Genomic DNA, 15,877 nt, shown 5'->3' with positions numbered 1-15,877 from the left:
GTGGTGTCCGGGATGCGGGCCAGCTCCAGGACGTCCCTCGCCCCAGCTGGACGGGCTCGGCGCACTCGCCTTCGGCCTCGCCCTGGTGGCCCTGGTCGCCGCCCTGACCCTGGGCCGGGACGGCTGGCTGCGCGCGCCGGTGGGCCTGCTCCTCGCGGCGGCGGTCCTCCTGGTCGCCGTGTTCGCGGCGGTGGAACGCCGGACCCGCACCCCGATGATCGACCTCGGCCTGCTGCGCCGCCCCCGTTTCCTGGCCTCCTCGGCGGGCGGCCTGTTCACCGGCCTCGCGGTGATCGGCATGTTCAGCTTCCTGCCGGCGCTGCTCCAGCAGACGCTGCGTCTGTCACCGCTGGCCACGGCCTGGCTGTTCCTGCTCTGGTCCGGACTGAGCTTCGCGGTCGCCCTCCAGGTCAAGCACCTGGCCGGACGGGTCCAGCCGCGCTCGCAGCTCGCCCTCGGCTTCGCCCTGCACACGATCGCCGTACTGACCATGCTCGGCGCCCTCGGCTCCGGCTCCTGGACCCGGCTGCTGCCCGGCCTGATCCTCGGCGGTGTGGGCAGCGGCCTGCTCAACGGGGCGCTCCCGCTCCTCGTCGTCGAGTCGGTCCCGCGCGAGCGCGCCGCCATGGGCTCCGGCGCCCAGCAGACCTTCCGCTACATCGGCTCCTGCGCCGGCGTCGCCCTCACCATCGCCCTCGCCACCTCCGCCGGCGGCCTGGCCCGGGGCGCGAACATCGCCCTGCTGGTGTCGGCGGTGCTGGCGGTCGTCGGAGCCGTGAGCGTGATGGCGCTGCGCGACCGGGGCTAGTGCCGTGCCGGGCGTCGCGAGCCGGTGAACCTTTCTGGTCGCAGCACTGGTCACCAGCAGAAGTCGGGCAGCTCCCGGGCCGCCGGGAACGGCGCGTCCGCCGGCAGACGCAGGATCTGCACGAAGGCGTGCTCGAACTGCGCGTAGGAGAACCCGTCGAGCCCGGGCGCCACGACCAGGACGTTGTCACCGCGCCGCCAGGCCCGGTACCGCCACTCGTGGTCCAGCTCGGGCCGCCGCTCGTGGGTCACGTCGTGATCCGGCGGCCCGAGCAGCGCGCCGAACGTCTCGGCCACCGCGTCGAGTTGGGCGCCGAACGTGCCGCCCGGCCCCTCGACGATCCCGTGCCAGCCGGGCAGCGTGCTCCAGCAGTCCTCCGCGATGGCCCCGTCCGGGTGCACGTAGTACTCGTACGCGAAGGGCATCGCGAAGCAGTCGTCGCCGTACACCAAGTGCCCTGCCGGACTGTGGCACTTCTCGTCGAACTCTCCCGCACAGTCCCCGGTGCACTCCCAGCCCGCCGCGGCCACCGCCCGCTCACCGGCCGCGTGATCGGCCCAGTCCACCTCCGCCATCTCCACGATCCGCGCGGCGAGTTCGGGGGTCACGGGGCAGACAGCGACGATCCAGGGCGGGTCGTCCTCGCCGTCATCGGTCCTGCCGACCGGCTCGTCGGACATGCGGGGCCCCCTCCTGCTGATCGTCGCGCCCAGAGTACCGAGGCGGGTTCCGGGGTGAGGGCGACGGGCTCAGCGGGGCCGCATCGACACCAGCCTTCCCCACACCACCATCCGGTACCGCGAGGTGAACTCGGGCGTGCAGGTGGTGAGGGTGATGTAGTAGCCCGGCTCGTCGTACCCGTACCCGGGCCGCACGAGGGAGCGCGGGACGGGCCGGACGACCCCCGAGTCCATGGCCGAGGTCTGCGGCAGGACCTTGTCGACGTCGTACGTGTACGTCGCCGTCCCCGTCTCCACCTCGATGTCGTCGCCCCGCCGCAGCCGAGGCAGGTACCGGAACGGCTCGCCGTGCGCGTTCCGGTGCCCGGCGAGCGCGAAGTTGCCCGCCTGGCCCGGCTGTTGCGTCCCCGGGTAGTGACCGACGTACCCCTTGTTGAGGACGTCCGCCTTGCTCACACCCTCGGCGACGGGGACACGGATCCCCAGCCGGGGGATGGTGAGGACGGCGTAGGCCCGGGAGCGCCGCACGACGGCCACCGCGGTGTACGACCGCCGCGGGGCGGGCGCCGTGGAGCCGGCCGGATCCGGTGCCGAGGTCGCACCGGCGCCTCCCGTACCGGAACCGGCGGCCGCCCGGGTGCCACCGCTCCCCCACTCCCGCTCCAGCGCCTCCACCTTCCGCTCGGCCCCGCGCCGCGCCTCCCGGTTGGTCCACCACAGCTGGTGCACGACGAGCAGCATGAGCAGCACCCCCACGGTGACGAGCACCTCGCCCCCGCCCCACACCACCCGTCTGCGCCGGGCACGCCTGCGCCGGTCGCCGTGCCCCACGACCCGCACGCCCGCCACACCCCGCATCCGCGCACCACCTCCACCGGAGCCGCCCGCACGATAGGCGCACCACCGCCAACTGGCCATAGCTGCAAGGGAACCGGCGCCCGCGAACCGCTTCCACAACGGATTCCGGGGTGATCGTGACGGCCGGCAGGTTCCCTTCACCGACCGACGGCTCGACCGGCCCGGTGCCATGCCCGAACACGGCCAGGACGGGCGCAGACGACCTCCGCCCCCGCGCACTCGGACCCCCACCATTCCGAAAATCCCTCTCGGTCCCCTTCACGGAGAGTCGGCGCAGACACCCCAGGTGAACGGAGTGACGGCCGAGGCGGGCCCGCCGGAGCCGGAGGTGCCGACCGGAAGCCGCACCCTTGCCTCCCTCTGTCACCGCTCGGCAGTACGGTGTCCACCATGCGCCCCGACACGCCTGCCGAGAACGTCGACCACACCGCCGAAGCGGCACGCCTGGAGCGGACCGCCGGGCTGTACCCCGAGGACTCCGAGGCCCTGCTCCTGAGGGCAGCGGCCCACCTGGAACTGTCCGGCGACCGCCCCGCGGCCACCGCGCTCTACGACCGCCTGCTGTCGTCCGCCGAGGGGCTGGACGACCCCGCTCTGGTCCGCGCCCTGAAGGCGTCGAACCTGTGGGAGTACGACCACGAGGCGGAGGCCAGGGCGATCATCGACGGCCTGCGCACCACGGCCCCCCGCGATCCGGCCCCCTGGGTGATCATCGCCGAGGCCCTGGAGGCCCACGACGAGCTGGAGGCGGCGGAGGAGACGTTCACGGAGGCGGTGAGCCTGCTGCTGGACTCCGCGGAGCCCTCGCCCGCCACCCACCCCCTCCTCTACGGCCGCCACCGCGTCCGCCGTATGCGGGGCCTCGCCCACGACGACTGGGACACCCTCGCCGACACCCTCCACACCGCCCCGGTCTCCCTGGACGAGCTCCACGACCCCAAGCGCGTCTGGTCCCTCGGCTCCGACAACCCGGCCGAGCTCCAGGCCGAGATCTCCCGCCTGCGAGCCGAACTCGGCGCCTACCGGGAGGCCCTCTCCCGCCCCTTCCCGGTGGCGATCCTCCACTGGCCGGCCCCGGAACTGTCGGAACTCCTGTCGGCCTACCCGACCCTCACCGTGGAGTACCCGTCCCACGAGTCCCACCTGTCGACCATAGAGTCCTCCCTCCGCGAACTCTCCTCCTCCGGCACGGGCAACCTCGGCATCGTCACCGGCACGGTCCCCTCCTACGAGGCCTTCGCAGCGTCCGAGGGCTCCTCCCCGTCCGACGCGACCCTGCTCCCGCAGTACGCGACGACGCTGGCGGCCCGGGGACGGGCGGTGGCTTGGCCTCCGCAGCGGGGGTCGGAGTGCTGGTGCGGGTCGACAGAGGGGTACGAGGCCTGCCACGGCGCATAAGGACGAAACCGGCCGATGCGGGAGGAAGCGGACGCGCGATTGAGGCAGGCGGTGGGAGCATCTCGACGCCGAGAAGCGGTGGGCCCGGCCCGTTCCTCTACTGCAGGACGCACCGCTGCGTCCGATCCGGCGCCCGCGTGGGCCGGCAGAATCGAACCGCAGCTTCGCTCCGGGGGCCTTTCCTTCCGGACGGAAGCGCACCGTTCAACCTGCGCCGGCAGAATGCTGGCGTGTCACACGCCTTGCCTTCCTCCGCCGCCGTCTCCGCTCGCATGAGCCGACAGGGATCACGCGACACGGCCCCCGAGGTTGCGGTCCGCCGACTCCTTCACGCTGCGGGGCTGCGCTATCGCGTGAACCTGCCGGTACCGGGCATGCCTCGACGCACGATCGACATCGTCTTCACCAAGGCCAAGGTCGCGATCTTCATGGACGGCTGCTTCTGGCACGGCTGCCCCGAGCACGCGACGCATCCGAAGGCCAACGCTGCGTGGTGGCGAGCCAAGCTGGACAAGAACATGGCGCGCGACCTGGAAACGACGGAGCATCTGTCGGCCGCAGGCTGGACGGTGTTGCGATTCTGGGAGCACGAATCCCCGGACGACGTGGCGCGTCGGATCGCCCAGTCGGTGACGCCCGGACGGTCACACCTCGAAGGTCGGGCGGGTGCTGCGCCAGGCATCAATCAGGACACTGTCCTTGGTAGGGACAACGATCTGACGGAATAATGTGTAGGCCTTGTAAAGGCTACTCTGTGCCGTGGCCCGGTATCAGAGCTTCCCGGCGTATCGGTCCGGGCACTTGACGAGCGGGAGCGGGGGGCGGTCGGATCCATGACCGACGAGTTCGATGGCATGTATGACACCTTCAAGGCACTCTTGGACACCTTTCCCCCGTCCGAAGCGGTCAAGCGGCTGGAGATGCTGGGCGTCAGCCCGGAGATCGTCAAGGAGATCCGGGAACGTCATGAGCAGCAGACGATACGCATCAAGGAACTCGAAGAGCCTCACGCCGTCGTCCTTGGAAACCGCGACACGTGGTACACGGGCCCCCAGGACAAGGACAAGTGTTGGCCGGCGATTGTCGGGCTGCTGCGCAAGGACGGCTGGCCCGATGAACCCGCCATCAGGAATCTCGACGACTCCTCGACGCGCGTCGTCTCGCTGCTGAACCACCCGAAGGAGAAGTCCTTCTCCACTCGGGGTCTGGTCGTGGGCTATGTGCAGTCCGGGAAGACGACGAACTTCACGTCCGTCATGGCCAAGGCGGCCGACCGTGGCTACAAGCTCTTCATCGTGCTGGCCGGCATCCACAACGGCCTTCGACGCCAGACCCAGGCCCGCCTGGTCCAGCAACTCGTGGAACCCAACCCCACCATGTGGTCACAACTGACCGGCCTGGACAAGGACTTCACTCCGCAGGAGAATCCGGCCTCCTACTTCGGGAAGAGCAACAAGACGCACGTGCTGTGCGTGGTCAAGAAGAACGCCACGGTGCTGCGCAAGCTGGCGCGGTGGCTGGAGAAGGCAGCGGACTACTTGCAGGACTGCCCGGCGTTGATCATCGACGACGAGGCCGACCAGGCAACGGTTGCGACGAAATCCATCAACCCGCTGATTCTCAACATCATGAGCAGTCTCCCGCGGTCCGCCTACGTGGGCTACACGGCGTCCCCCTTCGCGAACCTGCTCATCGATCCGAGTGCGGAGGATCTGTATCCCCGCGATTTCGTCGTGAACCTTCCGAAGCCCGATGGACATTTCGGGACGGAGGTCCTATTCGGCCGCTATGCGCTCGACGGCGAGGACCCCGAACTGGTCGACGACGGATACGACATGATCCGTTCCGTGCCCGACGACGACGTGGCGTGCGTCCGTCCGGTGAGCAAGGCCGACGTCGAGGGCTTCGAGCCTGTCATCACCGACACGCTCCGCAGAGCCGTCGAGTATTTCTGGCTGGCCACGGCGGCTCGTCGTGTACACCGCAGGGGAAACCCGCACAGCACGATGCTGATTCACACCAGTGTCAACACATCTGTGCACAACAGCTTCAAGCGACCGTTGGAACGCTTGCTGGAGGGTGCCGCTCAGTCGCTCGCCGACCAGGGCTTCCTCTCCCGGTTGCGTGACCTCTGGGACGAGGAGACCGCGCGTGTGCCTGCCGAGGAGTTCGGCGAGAAGAAGGTCGCCTTCGACGACTTGAGGGCCGAACTGTCCGGCGTGCTTCAAAGTTGCCGCATCATCATGGACAACTCCAGCAGCGAGGATCGACTCGACTACGAGAACGGCCCCGTAGTGGCCATCGCAGTCGGAGGCAACACGCTTTCCCGCGGACTCACCCTCGAAGGGCTGTCGGTAAGCTACTTCGTCCGCGCCGTCTCTGCCTACGACACCCTGCTGCAGATGGGGCGCTGGTTCGGCTTCAGGAACGGCTACGCGGATCTGCCTAGGATCTGGATGACCGACGAGTTGGCCGAGTGGTTCCGGCACCTGGCCACCGTCGAGACGGAAATGCGTCGAGACATCGACAAGTACATGACCGAAGCCGAGACCCCCCTCACCTTTGCCGTACGTCTACGCACACACCCGGCACTCCGTGTCACTGCGGCGGCCAAGATGCGCGATGCCGTCGTAGCAGCCTCTGCCTACGGTGGCACGCGAGTCCAGACACACTACTTCCGCACCGACGCGGACTGGCTTCGCGGGAACATCGACGCGGCACGCAACCTGGTGGCCACCTCTCTCTCGAATGCCGTCCGCACCGAGGACCGGTCGACGGAAGGGCGCTACGTCTTCCGTGGCGTACCCCATGATGCCGTCACCGACTTTCTGGGTTGCTACAAGTTCCACGACAAATCACCCGAGAACGACGCAGACCTGATCATCGGCTACATCCAGAAGCGGATCCGAGCGGCCGGCTCTCTCCGCCGATGGAATGTGGCGATCGTCGGCAACCCCAGCGGTGACCCCTTCAACTTCGGCCGCGGTATCACTGTTGGCCTCAGCACTCGTGCCCGTCTCGTCGTACCCCATCCCGATCCGCATTTCGCCGACATCAAGACCCTGATGAGCCGCCGTGATGCCGCTGTGGACCTGGACGGCGACGCGGCGAAGCTGAACGAGAAGGGCATCATGGACAAGCGCCGTGAGCTCCTCCCCGACACTGGGCTGCTGGTTCTCTATCCGATCGACAGGATGTCCGCGCCCAGCCCGTCGAAGCAGCGCCGCGCCCCGCTGAACGCCGAAGAAGACGTCATCGGCGTTGGCCTCGTCTTCCCCGAGCCCCGGCATGAGGACAGCACGGTGGAGAAGTACATCTCTGCCGATCTCTCGGGTGTGCGCATCGAGGACGAGGACTACAGTCTGCTCGTCGAGGGCGAAGACGCGTGAACCACGAGGCCTTCCGCGCCTTGGTCGAAAGGCACTGGGTGGCGCTCGAAGCCGAGCAGACCACAGATGAGCATCGCCTGCGCGTGTCACAGCTTCCGGTGGTGACGGCCCAGGGGGCCCTGGCCGCGGGCGTCGACCATGAGGGCTGTCGCCACGTGCTGGTGCCGGTGCAGACCCACCGGAAGATACGGACCAACCTCGACGGCCCCGTACTCCGACTGCGCAAACGGCCGTTGGAGGACGACGAGACCTACCAGACGTACGCCGATCTCGCCTGCCTGCGTACTGATCTCAACGACCTGTTCACGGACCTGTGCGTTGATGTGTTGGATGCGGTCGCTACGCTCCCCGAGAATCCGGTCAAGGCCCTCTACGGAGTCCTTGACCGCTGGAAGGCTCTCTTCCAGTCACAGAATGCTCCGCTCAGGCCCGAACAGATCGCCGGCCTGTTCGGCGAACTGCTGGTGTTGAGCCGTCTCCTTGCGCGCGACTCCAGTGCTCACCGGACTTGGCGAGGACCTGAAGGGCACCCGCACGACTTCGCGGCCGAGAAGACGGCTGTGGAGGTCAAGGCAAGTGGCGTGGCCGGAAGTCGAAAGCCCCGGATACACGGGCTCGACCAACTCGATGCTCCCACGGGTGGAACGCTCTGTCTGGTCTGGTTCCGGTTGGGCGTGCCCGGCGCGAGTGATGCCGGACTCGGGTTCTTGGAGCTGCTGGAGCAGACGCTTCATTCATGCGACGACGAGAGTGCTCTCCTAGAGATGCTCGCTGCAACTGGCTATCGCCCCGTCGACGCAGACAAGTACCGAAACATCCGCTTTGTGGTCGTCGAAGAGCGGTGGTACAGGGTAGGGCCCGGCTTTCCGCGGCTGACGACACAGACGCTTCTCGACGCAGGCGTGCAGGTATCCGTTCTGGATGTCGAGTACACGATCGACCTGTCCCCCGACATACCGGCGCTCATGACCGCCGATGAAGCAGTTCAAGTACTCGATGCTCTGATCCGGGAGTCCGTGTGACCGGGCCCAAGTGGTTCTCCCAGCCCTATCCCCCTGAAGGTGCCAGCGCCGCCGAAGGCATCCGCAACCAGTTGGGTCGTCCGGAACTGGACCAGCTCACCGTCCTTGTGCGCGAGTCCGCTCAGAACAGCTGGGATGCCCGCCTTCCCAAGTCCGACGTTCCGGTCGACTACCGCATCGACATCTGGACAGTCGGTCCCGCCCACACCGGCGCGTGGCGGGAACTGCTGCTTGCCGGCGCTCCCAGCGGCAACAATTTTCCGCTCCGGGAAACGCTCAAGCACGGCTCGATCCGGGTATTGGCGGTGTCCGATCGCGGCACTCGCGGGCTCGGGGGACCGACCCGTGCAGACGATGCCGTGGGTCCCGAGCGCGACTTCGTCTCGTTCATCCGCAATATCGGGGAGCCACGGGACACGGCGCTGGGTGGCGGCACCTACGGCTTCGGCAAAGGCATTTTCTACATGCTCTCCAAGCCTGGAACAGTGCTGGTCCACACCCGCTGCCGCACACCGCAGGGAGGGTACGAGACCCGTCTCATCGGTTGCACCTTGTGGAACAGCTATGTGGCTCTGGAAAACCAGGGCCGGCGTCGCTACACGGGTAGGCACTGGTGGGGCGACACTTCGGGCAGCGTCGTGGAGCCACTTCTCGGCGTGGCGGCCGAGACCACCGCTCAACACCTCGGCCTCAGGGCCTTCGGCGCACACGAGACCGGTACGACCGTCGTTGTCATTGATCCCAACCTTGACGAACTCGAAAGTCCGGAAGCAGCAGCGGACTATCTCGGTGAAACCATCGCCTGGCATCTTTGGCCCAAGATGATCAGTGCCACCGGTAGAACTCCGGCCATGCGTTTCTCGGTCACCCGTGACGGTGTCCCGCATCCGGTGCCCGATCCTCGGAGCACGCGCCCGCTGAACATGTTCGTCGCCGCGTACGAAGAGATGGCGGGTTCGAACGGCACCGACCTCCAATGCCTCAAGCCCAAACGTCACTTGGGTCGGCTGGGCCTGGTGAAGCGCATCATGCCGCCACTCGCCCCCACCAGGGCCTCGGGCATGCTGGACATCGAAGACCTCATCCATCATGTCTGCCTGATGCGTCCGGCCGAGCTGGTAGTCACCTACCATCCGGGGCCGAAGCCGCCCAGCGCGAATCAGGGCTACGCCGGTGTCTTCCGTGCGGACGAGGCAATGGACGACATCTACGCGAAGGCGGAACCACCCACGCACGACGCCTGGAACCCGCATTCCCTCGAAAGGCCGGAAAGCACCTTCGTGCAGACGACTTTCCGGCGCATCAACGAAGCTCTGGAAGGACTGCTGGCCCTCCGGGGTGTGACACGTCCGGGTGCGAGCAACGTGGCACTGGGCGCTGCCAGTTCGATGTTCTCGGGCCTGGTGGGCGGTGCGTGGGGAATCGGTGGAGCCACGGCCTACTCCAAGCCCGGCAGCACCTCAACGCGCGGCACCAAGTCGGACGCCGATGTGGAACCTCGGACTACAGGCCGTCCGGTACGGACACCCTCGGCGGTCGATTCGGGTATGAGCAACGGCGTCGGTCCCCACGACACGAGTGAGCAATCGCTCTCCGGGGGCTCGGAATCCTCCGGTGGCGGCGCCGTGCCGCGCCGACCGCGTGTGCAGTACATCGGCGATCCGTACTACGACGACCGCGGGAACAGCGCAGTGCTGATTCAGGAGTTCCGACTTCCCGTACCGGGACCCCAGCGCGTACGCATCGACCTTGCGGTCACTCTTCCGGGGACCGGTGGACGCGAGACGGATCCACCCATCGGTGCCAGCATGCCCGAGTTGGTCGGTTGGGAGGATGACGGAGGCCGCTTGTACACCTCCGATCCGCAGGTGCTCGAAGGCAGCGACTCCATTTGGCGCGCCGTCGTACGGCCGGCGCCGGACACGATGACCGAAATCGGTATCAAGGTCGAGGCGGTGAGGAACCCGTGACTCGACGCGTCCTTCCTTACCGTGTCCCGTCGGAGGACGTTGTCGTTGCCGAGGCATGGCGACTCATGGTCGAGGACGGCGAGGTGGCCCTGCCGGAGGCACTTCCGGACTGGGACTACCACATGGATCTTCGTGTGCGGAGAACCGTCCGCATCGATCTGGACCTCGCTCGCCGGCAATCGGGCCTGCCGGACGACGCCTCTCTCCTGCTCTCCGCCGTGTGGACTGCCACCGGCTCGAACCTGAGCGGTCCGTCGCAGCACATGCGCTTGACCGGAGCCGGCATCATCACCGCGGAGTTCGATGTGCTTCTGCGTGGTACGGATCTCGGCGGGCTACTTCTACTGGACACCGCTCTTGTACTGGCCGAGCGGCGGAGCGACGCCCGCCCTTCGTCACCACGGCGTGCAGGGTCAGTGCTTTGGAGCGACCGCGCAGAGCTGCGACTCCAGGGAGACGCACCGCAATTCCCGATGGCCGTCATCGACTTCGCCCGTACGTCGTTTCCGGACGACGCAGCATGGCACCTGCAGATCAGCGGCGGCATGGATCACGCCACGATGGGGGCCCTGCTCCTGCTGGTGAACGAGCGAAACACGGTCACGGCAACAGCGTTCGAGAATGCGGCCAGGCCCCGCCCCGTCGACCGCATCGTCCTCTCCGCCGTCTACGCGGATGCGGCCAGGATCATGATCGAGCACGCCCTCGCTGATGACGACTTCGCCGAGGACGCCGACTTCCCGGACGGTTCACTGGGTGCCACGCTGCTCAGCCTGTTCGATCAGCTCTTTCCCGGACAGTCGATCACTGACGTACGCCTGCGTCAACGGCAGTCGCCCGCCTTGTTCGCGTCAGACATGCAAGCTGCCGTACGAATCTTCGAGGTGTCGTGATGAGCTTCCTCTACCCTCGACTCCTCGCCGAGCAGGCGAGACCTCTCTTCGACGAGTACAGGCAGTTGACTGTTGCGGAATTGTCCGCTCGAGTGGCGGCCACCCACGACTCGGCGGTCTACGTGGCCACCGGCGGTGACCGCGTCTCTCCCAATCAACTTCTTGAACTGCGGGCAAGCGTTCTCGACCTGGCGAAGCAGGCAGGCTTCCCCGACGACTCCGACCGGACGCGCAACGCGGAGTTCGACCTGCAATTGGCTGCACTGCTCCACGCCGAGATGGGCATGGTGCCCGCTGAAGCCGCCTCCCGGGACGTTTGGGCCTTCCTGGCATTGGCCCTGCTCCCGGACGTTGCCTTCTGGCGCTACCCCCAGCCGCCAAAGGACCGCGTTCTCGGCACAGACCTCACGCGGCACGTGTTCGGCCGGCTTTGGTGGCGCGCCCAACTCGTGCGCTCGTCCGACGATCCGGAGCCGTACGCTGCCCTCAAGATTCTCGGTGAGGCCGCATTCGACCAGATCTACGCCCGACGCGCCGCGCTCGGCGGAAGCCCGCACCTGGTCCGCGCAATCCTGCGTGTCTGGAAGGACTTGGATCTCAGAGGTCTGAACGAACGCGACACGCTCCGCGATTTCCTCAAGCGACTGCTTCGGCTCGCCCCATTCGTACTCTTTGATGGAATCGAGGAGTGGGCACTCGATGACGAGTTGCGCGCCGTCGCCCACGAGTCCGTCGAAGCACAGCGTCTCAACCAAGGAACGGTTGTGGACGCCCGCGAGGAGCGCCCGCTGAACCATGTCCACGAGACCTCCCATTCGGTGGTCCCGGTACAGCGTAACCAGCCGAACCTCGAATACCTCCCCACAACACGAGCCGGCACTCGGCGGTTCAGCTCCTTGGAGATGTGCGCCGGCGCGGGCGCACAGGCACTTGGCCTCGAACGTGCCGGGTTCAACCCGGTAATGCTCATAGAGACCAAGGCAGACGCCTGTTTCACCATGGAGCTGAACCGCCCTCAATGGGACATCATCTGCATGGATGTCCTTCAATTCCATCCCGGCATGCGTCCTGACATCATCGGAGTCGATCTCGTCAGCGGTGGCCTGCCGCGTGTCAAGTCGTCTGCGACTGCCGGTCGGGCCGAAGACACCGAGGAACGTCGAGTGCTGCGCGCAGCGATCTCGTTGGCTTGTGAGATCAAGCCGAAGGCTGTGCTCTTCGAGAACGTTCCCGACCTTGTCGACGATCCCGAATTCGAAACGGATCGCGTCTGGATCGAACATGAACTGCTCAAGGTGGGTCTACGCTCAACCTGGAAGGTACTCAACGCTGCCGATTTCAGCGTCCCACAGAACCGGAAGAGCGGCTTCCTCATCGCTCTTCAGGCGCCCTACTTCGAGCGTTTCACCTGGCCCACGCCGAGTGGAGCGCCGGCGCCGACCGTCGGTCAGGTACTCGGCCCGTCCATGTCTGCCAACGGTTGGCCGGGAGCGGCGGAGTGGATCAGCAGGGCGGACCGCATCGCCCCTGCGCTGATCGGAGGTTCGGACCGGCGAGGTGGCGCCGACCTGGGCCCCACTGGCAGCAAGAAGGCGTGGGCCACATTGGGTGTAAACGGCAACAGCCTCGGTGACGAACCGCCTGGGCCGGACTTCCCGGTCGACGAAGAGCCCAAGCTCACAGTGGAACAAGCCGCGATGATCCAGTCCTTCCCTTCCGACTGGAAGCTCAAGGGTGGCAAGACGTCCCGGTATCGTCAGGTGGGGCACGCGATGCCGCCGCCCCTGGCAACCGCTGTAGGTCTCGCCATCGCCGCCGCACTCCGAGGCTAAGATCGCCCCATGGTCACACCCCGTCCCGCTGCTCTCGATCCCATCACAGTCGTCGATCTTTTCAGCGGCTGCGGCGGCTTCACTCAGGGATTCCACGAGTTTCGGCCCGCAGCAGGGGAAGCGGACAGGCCCGTCTTCCACAGCATCGCGGCCGTCGAGCACAATGTCGCCGCAGCTGCCACGTACGCCGTGAACTTCGGAATGCTCCGGCGCGAGCAGCGGATCCCCGCTGCTCGCGTCCACGTGGGCGACATCGAGGAGTGGCAACCGACGCCGGAAGCTCTCCACGCCGACGTGATTGTCGGAGGTCCGCCATGCCAAGGATTCTCAGCGTTGAACCGCAACAAAAGGGGCAGTGAGCGCAATCGTCTCTGGGAAGACTACGTCAGAATCGTTGCCGAGGTCCGCCCCAAGGTATTCGTCATCGAGAACGTCGACCGCTTCCTGAAGTCTGACGAGTTTCGCAATCTACTCAACGAGGTCGAGGCGGGCGGCAAACTTTCCGAGTACCGCCTGGTGGATCCACCCGGCCACACCCCGTCCGACACCGACGAAACGAAAATCAAGCGCTACCTGCTCAACTCGGCCGATTACGGAGCAGCCCAAGCACGTCGTCGCGCCGTTGTCATCGGCGTTCGCCGCGATCTCGAAAACGGTCGAACGCTGGCGTATCCCGTTAGAACACACCATCGACGACCAAGGCGTCTGCACATCACCTCCGCCCAGCCGCTTGACGGGTTGGGCGCAGGGATGTCGTACTGGCAGCCCGTGGACGACATTTTTACCGAATCAGCGGCGCGCCCGCTACGGGGAACCGAACTCCCGGACGGGAAAGAGTTCATTCCCGAAGTAAATTGCGTACAGCCCGGTATCTTCACCACATCCGATCTGCACTTCGGTCGAAACCCGGAGGCCCTCTCCAGAGCACGTTATCGCGCCATCCCCGCGGGCGGGAACAGGAAGGACCTCCGCGACAAGTGGTACACCGTCGATGAGTTCAACGAGATCCACGTCTTCGACACACCAAATCCCCCAGGCGTGAGAACACCCGTCGGATACCTTTCGACGACGAGCTGGGACAACCACAACACCGGCACCGGTGACGTCATGGGCCGACTCCGGTACGGAGAGCCTTCGGTCACCATTCGCACAGAGTTCTTCAAGCCGGAGAAGGGCCGCTACCTGCACCCGGAACTGGCCCGGCCCATCACGCACTACGAAGCCGCCAGAATTCAAGGGTTCCCACTAGGCTTCCGCTGGTGCGGCTCAAAGACCGAGATCGCCACGCAAATTGGAAATGCAGTCCCGATTCCTCTCGGCAAGGCGATTGCCGCGTCAATATACAGCTATCTTCACGCTTAAATCTCGCCCTCTTTGCGCGACAGCCATGAGCTTTATCGGCCAGCACCTGTCGCTCTGCTACTGCCTCGGAATGGATTTGAGGCAGTAGCAGATTTCGTGGGGCCATCAAACGTGCCCAGTGACGCAGAGCGGGAGTACTCCTTCGCCAAGCCGAATCGGGGCAGCATCAGGTTGCTTGCCGGGCTCGGTGTGGAGGGGGATGTGCATGCCGGGGTGACCGTGAAGCATCGGTTTCGGGTGAGGCAGGATCCGGCGCAGCCGAATCTGCACAGGTGCACCTCATGCATGAGGAACTGTTCGCGGAGGTCGCGGAGGCCAGGTTCCGCGTCGAGGTCGGGGAGTTGGGCGAGAACATCTCCACCCGGGGGATCGATCTGCTCGGTCCCGGGTCACGCTTCCGAGGGGCCTCATCGGACGCTCAAGCGGGTCTGACCGGTTCGGCCGCGTCGTGCGGCCACGGTGGCCGGGCGCCGTTCTGGGCAGGTGCCGCGCGGCGCCCGGTGTGGCGTACGGCTACGGCGTCGGGGCCAGGTCTGCTCGGCCGAACAGGAGGGCGTAGCCGGAGGGCAGTTGGCGGAGGACGCGGGTCGTCAGGGGCTCGCCCAGCTGTGCGGACAGGACGGTGAGCACGGAGCCGACGTGCCAGCGGGCCGTCGCCGGGGTCGAGCCGTTGATACGGGTGGCCACCGACTCCACGAACTCCGGTGCCGTCAGGGGGTGGGTCGCTGGGATCCGGGATGCGATCACCCAGCCCGCCTCACGCGGGAGTGCCTGCGCCAGGGCCACCCGCTCGTCGCCGGTCACTTGGGCGCCGAACTCCGACAGGACGGTACGGGTGACTCGTTCCGCCTCCGCCCTCGTCGGGTACTGGCCCGCCTCGCGCACGGCCTCCGTCAGGTTCTCCCAGCGCGCCGAGTCGTTGTCGCGGACCCGCTGCGGCGGTACGGGAATGGTGGATCTCGTCTCCGGCTGCGGCATCGTCACAGGCATAGTGCTGACTCCTTCTCCGGGACACTTCGTGGCACCGGGCATCCAGTACCCCACAATGCGGCCGGCATGGCGGGATGGGCGGCCAAGAGGTGCACAAGCGGGGATCGCGAGCGGCAGTGTTGCCGACGGGACTTGTGGGACGGTCAGACGGAGACGACGGCGAGGTCCTCATCGGTCCCGCCTGAAACTTGACAAGCCTGGACTCAGGTCGATCACGGTCACGGCCTGCGCGTTAGCCTCAGGACAGACAAGGGGGTATCCCCCGGTTCAGGACATACGGGATAGATGGAGGCACTCATGGCCAGGGTTCCCAGCGCGGTCGTCGCCGCGAGCGGACTCGTCGGTGGTTACGGCGTCGCCCGCTGGACGAAGAAGCGGCAGCTCGGTGGGGCCGTCCTGGCCGTCGCGGGTGCCGCCGCCGCGCAGCAGTGGCGCAAGCAGGCGGGCAGTAAGGCCGCGGGCGCGCTGACCGCCGCGTACGTCGCCGCGTTCGCCGGGTCCCACCCGCTGGCGAAGAAGGTCGGCGCCTGGCCGTCGGTCCTCGGCGTCGCCGGTGCGGTGGCCGTGGCCTCGTGGGCGGTGGCCGACCGCCGTCACGCGTAGGACCACGCGACTCCCGAGAAGGACTGCGGCCCCTCGGCGCCCCACACATAGGGCTTGCCGAGCTGGGCGGTG

The 15,877-nt window shown here is 66.8% G+C and carries 13 protein-coding genes and 1 pseudogene; 11 read left to right on the top strand and 3 right to left on the bottom strand.

The genetic code is table 11. The annotated features are described in order from the left end of the window. Positions 1–808 (top strand): MFS transporter (locus ACWEN3_RS23850; RefSeq protein ID WP_452974464.1); only part of this gene is annotated, 808 nt, incomplete at its 5' end. A gap of 50 nt (positions 809–858) precedes the next feature. On the opposite strand, the gene ACWEN3_RS23845 is transcribed toward ACWEN3_RS23850, so the two are convergent. Both ACWEN3_RS23845 and ACWEN3_RS23840 read right to left on the bottom strand, forming a co-directional pair. Beyond that, positions 859–1,488: a hypothetical protein gene (locus tag ACWEN3_RS23845; RefSeq protein WP_452974462.1), complete on the bottom strand. Its 630-nt coding sequence runs from the start codon at positions 1,486–1,488 to the stop codon at positions 859–861. A 69-nt stretch (positions 1,489–1,557) separates the two neighbouring features. After that, on the bottom strand, positions 1,558–2,346 hold the full coding sequence (locus tag ACWEN3_RS23840) for a class E sortase (RefSeq protein WP_452974459.1): 789 nt from the start codon (positions 2,344–2,346) through the stop codon (positions 1,558–1,560). A 390-nt stretch (positions 2,347–2,736) separates the two neighbouring features. Between ACWEN3_RS23840 and ACWEN3_RS23835 the strand changes: the two genes are divergently transcribed. From ACWEN3_RS23835 to ACWEN3_RS23795, 9 genes and pseudogenes are all read left to right on the top strand, one after another. Next, on the top strand, positions 2,737–3,744 hold the full coding sequence (locus tag ACWEN3_RS23835; protein ID WP_452974457.1) for a hypothetical protein: 1,008 nt from the start codon (positions 2,737–2,739) through the stop codon (positions 3,742–3,744). Between the two features lie 272 nt (positions 3,745–4,016). Next, the gene (locus ACWEN3_RS23830; protein WP_452974467.1) at positions 4,017–4,472 is read left to right on the top strand and encodes a very short patch repair endonuclease; all 456 of its coding nucleotides are present in this window, start codon (positions 4,017–4,019) and stop codon (positions 4,470–4,472) included. 105 nt (positions 4,473–4,577) lie between these two features. Then, positions 4,578–7,133, top strand: a complete 2,556-nt coding sequence (locus ACWEN3_RS23825; protein ID WP_452974455.1) for a Z1 domain-containing protein — start codon at positions 4,578–4,580, stop codon at positions 7,131–7,133. Beyond that, on the top strand, positions 7,130–8,155 hold the full coding sequence (locus ACWEN3_RS23820; protein WP_452974453.1) for a PD-(D/E)XK motif protein: 1,026 nt from the start codon (positions 7,130–7,132) through the stop codon (positions 8,153–8,155). The genes ACWEN3_RS23825 and ACWEN3_RS23820 overlap by 4 nt, the downstream gene beginning before the upstream one ends. Then, positions 8,152–10,125, top strand: coding sequence for a hypothetical protein (locus ACWEN3_RS23815; protein ID WP_452974451.1), 1,974 nt, complete (start codon positions 8,152–8,154; stop codon positions 10,123–10,125). Before ACWEN3_RS23820 ends, ACWEN3_RS23815 begins: the two co-directional genes overlap by 4 nt. Positions 10,126–10,190: 65 nt before the next feature. After that, positions 10,191–11,018, top strand: a complete 828-nt coding sequence (locus ACWEN3_RS23810) for a hypothetical protein (protein ID WP_452974449.1) — start codon at positions 10,191–10,193, stop codon at positions 11,016–11,018. Continuing rightward, positions 11,018–12,850 carry a DUF6339 family protein gene (locus ACWEN3_RS23805; RefSeq protein WP_452974446.1) on the top strand — a complete coding sequence of 611 codons (1,833 nt, stop codon included), beginning with the start codon at positions 11,018–11,020 and terminating at the stop codon, positions 12,848–12,850. The genes ACWEN3_RS23810 and ACWEN3_RS23805 overlap by 1 nt, the downstream gene beginning before the upstream one ends. 9 nt (positions 12,851–12,859) lie before the next feature. Beyond that, positions 12,860–14,212 carry a DNA cytosine methyltransferase gene (locus ACWEN3_RS23800; protein ID WP_452974444.1) on the top strand — a complete coding sequence of 451 codons (1,353 nt, stop codon included), beginning with the start codon at positions 12,860–12,862 and terminating at the stop codon, positions 14,210–14,212. A 111-nt stretch (positions 14,213–14,323) separates the two neighbouring features. Further along, a pseudogene (locus ACWEN3_RS23795) lies at positions 14,324–14,599 on the top strand (MOSC domain-containing protein); the annotation flags it as partial. A gap of 126 nt (positions 14,600–14,725) precedes the next feature. On the opposite strand, the gene ACWEN3_RS23790 reads toward ACWEN3_RS23795, so the two are convergent. Then, on the bottom strand, positions 14,726–15,202 hold the full coding sequence (locus ACWEN3_RS23790) for a DUF2267 domain-containing protein (protein ID WP_452974442.1): 477 nt from the start codon (positions 15,200–15,202) through the stop codon (positions 14,726–14,728). A gap of 297 nt (positions 15,203–15,499) precedes the next feature. Between ACWEN3_RS23790 and ACWEN3_RS23785 the strand changes: the two genes are divergently transcribed. Further along, the gene (locus ACWEN3_RS23785) at positions 15,500–15,805 is read left to right on the top strand and encodes a hypothetical protein (protein WP_452974440.1); all 306 of its coding nucleotides are present in this window, start codon (positions 15,500–15,502) and stop codon (positions 15,803–15,805) included. Positions 15,806–15,877 lie beyond the last annotated feature (72 nt).

The organism is Streptomyces sp. NPDC004561 (assembly GCF_053602155.1).
The sequence above is the reverse complement of the archived record's forward strand: the minus strand, read 5'-3'. Positions and strand labels throughout refer to the sequence as shown.

Excerpts from the sequence above, each read along its gene's own strand:
- ACWEN3_RS23845 (WP_452974462.1), bottom strand. The coding sequence starts at position 1,488 with ATGTCCGACGAGCCGGTCGGCAGGACCGATGACGGCGAGGACGACCCG.
- ACWEN3_RS23840 (WP_452974459.1), bottom strand. The coding sequence starts at position 2,346 with ATGCGGGGTGTGGCGGGCGTGCGGGTCGTGGGGCACGGCGACCGGCGC.
- ACWEN3_RS23835 (WP_452974457.1), top strand. The coding sequence starts at position 2,737 with ATGCGCCCCGACACGCCTGCCGAGAACGTCGACCACACCGCCGAAGCG.
- ACWEN3_RS23830 (WP_452974467.1), top strand. The coding sequence starts at position 4,017 with ATGAGCCGACAGGGATCACGCGACACGGCCCCCGAGGTTGCGGTCCGC.
- ACWEN3_RS23825 (WP_452974455.1), top strand. The coding sequence starts at position 4,578 with ATGACCGACGAGTTCGATGGCATGTATGACACCTTCAAGGCACTCTTG.
- ACWEN3_RS23810 (WP_452974449.1), top strand. The coding sequence starts at position 10,191 with ATGGTCGAGGACGGCGAGGTGGCCCTGCCGGAGGCACTTCCGGACTGG.
- ACWEN3_RS23805 (WP_452974446.1), top strand. The coding sequence starts at position 11,018 with ATGAGCTTCCTCTACCCTCGACTCCTCGCCGAGCAGGCGAGACCTCTC.
- ACWEN3_RS23800 (WP_452974444.1), top strand. The coding sequence starts at position 12,860 with ATGGTCACACCCCGTCCCGCTGCTCTCGATCCCATCACAGTCGTCGAT.
- ACWEN3_RS23790 (WP_452974442.1), bottom strand. The coding sequence starts at position 15,202 with ATGCCTGTGACGATGCCGCAGCCGGAGACGAGATCCACCATTCCCGTA.
- ACWEN3_RS23785 (WP_452974440.1), top strand. The coding sequence starts at position 15,500 with ATGGCCAGGGTTCCCAGCGCGGTCGTCGCCGCGAGCGGACTCGTCGGT.